Source organism: Microcystis sp. LE19-10.1B (assembly GCF_027530565.1).
GTDB classification, from domain to species: domain Bacteria; phylum Cyanobacteriota; class Cyanobacteriia; order Cyanobacteriales; family Microcystaceae; genus Microcystis; species Microcystis aeruginosa.
Genome location: NZ_JAPZQM010000234.1, coordinates 1 through 2,454 on the forward strand (window position 1 = coordinate 1; position 2,454 = coordinate 2,454).

Sequence of the window (2,454 nt, forward strand, 5' to 3'; positions counted from 1 at the left end):
GCCAAGCTTTTCTGGTCGGAACCCCCTAAGCCGAGTTTTCAAGGTGCTGCGCCGTCCACTTGGTTTTCGAGACTGGCCTTTTAATTCTAACGTAAAGCCAACCTAGAACGGCGGGGTTTCAGACCCAAAATTTCCGATGACCAATGCACCTGACGACTACGATAGTCCTTGGAAAACGGCTCTGGTGCGGTATTTCCAGGAGTTTCTGGCGTTTTACTTTCCGGCGGCTTATCGAAAATTTGGGTTAAAACCCCGTCCTTTTAGGACGGCTTTAGGCTACAATGGAAAAAGCGATAACCAAGCTAAAAACTGAACCTTGACAACAGATAGTAGGGGGTTTTGTTCAGAAAAGAATTCAAATTCGGCCTTGAACAAGTAAAACTTTCTAGGAAATAAGGTTGAACATTAGATTTTTTCGACTTGTTCAAAGTGGCCGGAGGGCATTCGGACACTCAAAACGGACGTGGAGAAAGAGTCAGACTTAAGCAATTAAGCGTTTTTCGGTGAAGCGTCAACCCCATTCAGCGACCACCCTAAAAAAGTGGCGTGGTGAGGAATCGCCGTCCGTTTTACGGCGGCGAGGATGTCAAGAGTCCATTGATTGGACATTCCCCCATAGGTTTCTGGAGCAAGAACTGGCCCAAATTGTGGCAGATGCGGAATTAGGGCGGCGACGGGTGGACTGTTTGGTAGAAGTGACCCTGACCACGGCCAAGCAGGAATGGGTTTATATTCATGTGGAGGTTCAGGGGCGACGGAATAGAACCTTTGCTGAACGGTTGTTTATTTACAACTATCGGCTTTATGACCGTTACCGTCGCCCGGTTGCAACCTTAGCCGTGTTAGCAGATACAAATCCAAGCTGGCGACCCCAGGGATTCAGCTACGACTTGCTTGGTAGTCGGACAAGCATTGAATTTGCGACAGTAAAAATTCTTGACTACGCCAACTGTCTCAATGCTTTGCTAGACAATCCCAACCCTTTTGCCCTGGTGACTGCGGCCCATTTATTAACCCAACAAACCCGCAATAATCCGTCAGGGCGCTATGACGCCAAGTGGCAGTTGGCTCGATTACTATATGAGAGGGATTGGGATAAGCAACGGATTCTTGATTTGTTTGGCATTATCGACTGGTTAATGAAGTTGCCCCAAGACTTGGAGAAACAACTGTGGACGTCCATTCAAAATTTGGAGAAAAATAAAGCCATGCCCTATGTCTTATCGGTAGAACGTATTGCCCGTCAAGAAGGTCGTCAAGAAGGTCGCCAGGAGGGTCGTCAGGAGGGGCTTCTCGAAGGAGAATCTCTGCTGATTGTGCGACAGTTGTCAAAACGATTTGGTACCCTGAGTCCGGATGTGGTGGCCCAGATTCGTGGGCTGACGGCGTCGCAATTAGAACAGTTGGGGGAGGCTCTCTTGGATTTTCAATCCTTGGCGGATTTGGATAACTGTTTGGATTCCCTTTAAATTCAGGTTTGTTAAGCGACCAGTTTAGTCAGTCCACTGCCGCAGCCCTAGACCGAGTTACGGATTTTGCTATTGGTACTGATAAAATTGACCTGCTTAGTCAAGCTGGTGCGGCAATATCGTACTTTTAGCCCTGAAATATATGATAGCGATGATAGTTTAAAAAATCTAAATCTGGTGAAAAGCGAGCGGGAACATTTAAAGTTTTACCGCGATAGTTGATAAAATTTAGTGCTAACGTCTCGCTACCTTGATCCTGAGCCTTTTTTTCGATCTCATGGCCAATAATTAATCTTAAATCCTCATCGAAACTAATTAAACCTCGATCGAAAGCAGTATCATGAGTACGAGCTAGGCACAAGCCATTATGAGGGTTTAAACGCTGTTCAGGAAATTGACTCCAGGGTAATATATGACTAGCTGTTAGTAACAGCGGAATGGGATTTCCTGTAATACAGCAACGATAGTTATATAGGGCTAAAATTGTCTTTCTAAAAAAGTTTTGTCCGATTCTAACTTTTCTGATTGCCTCGGTTTCTGTTTTGATATTTTCCGAAAAATCAAGTCTCGTAAAATCCTCTTGCTGTTCGTTGATAACTCCTAAAAGAACTTGTAATTTTTCCTCACTTTCTAGGGCTAATTCTGTCCAGTTATTCTCGAACTCCTGCCAGATTTGCCGATCAGCTTTACTGATACCTTTTAACCCCTGTACTCCTCGCAATTGATGCCTGGGATCGAGAGAACCAAAATTACATAGTTTCATCACCAGGGCCGATGGTGTTCGCTGTAACTTTTGAGGCTCTTCGGTTTGTGTTATGCAATGGACGGGGGTTATATTGGATGTAACCCTTATATAGAAAGGCATTTAGCGATTTTTGTCGATTGTTTTTGATCTAGAGCGAACTAATCAATTAAGTCTCTTACCAGATAAGGATTTAGTCGATTTATGACCCCCTATCGAACCATACCAAGTAACGAAGAACCA

The 2,454-nt window shown here is 44.7% G+C and carries 3 protein-coding genes and 1 pseudogene; 3 read left to right on the forward strand and 1 reads right to left on the reverse strand.

The features are described 5' to 3' along the window. Positions 1 to 136: 136 nt before the first annotated feature. The 3 genes and pseudogenes from O9332_RS08590 to O9332_RS28365 all read left to right on the forward strand — a co-directional run. Positions 137 to 313 carry a hypothetical protein gene (locus tag O9332_RS08590; RefSeq protein WP_288024922.1) on the forward strand — a complete coding sequence of 59 codons (177 nt, stop codon included), beginning with the start codon at positions 137 to 139 and terminating at the stop codon, positions 311 to 313. Positions 314 to 647: 334 nt separating this feature from the next. Beyond that, complete coding sequence (locus O9332_RS08595) at positions 648 to 1,469, forward strand: DUF4351 domain-containing protein (protein ID WP_223213056.1); 822 nt, start codon at positions 648 to 650, stop codon at positions 1,467 to 1,469. Between the two features lie 20 nt (positions 1,470 to 1,489). Beyond that, a pseudogene (locus tag O9332_RS28365) lies at positions 1,490 to 1,591 on the forward strand (bluetail domain-containing putative surface protein); the annotation flags it as partial. Positions 1,592 to 1,596: 5 nt separating this feature from the next. Here O9332_RS28365 and O9332_RS08600 read toward each other — a convergent pair. Next, positions 1,597 to 2,334: an HNH endonuclease gene (locus O9332_RS08600; protein WP_502846644.1), complete on the reverse strand. Its 738-nt coding sequence runs from the start codon at positions 2,332 to 2,334 to the stop codon at positions 1,597 to 1,599. Positions 2,335 to 2,454 lie beyond the last annotated feature (120 nt).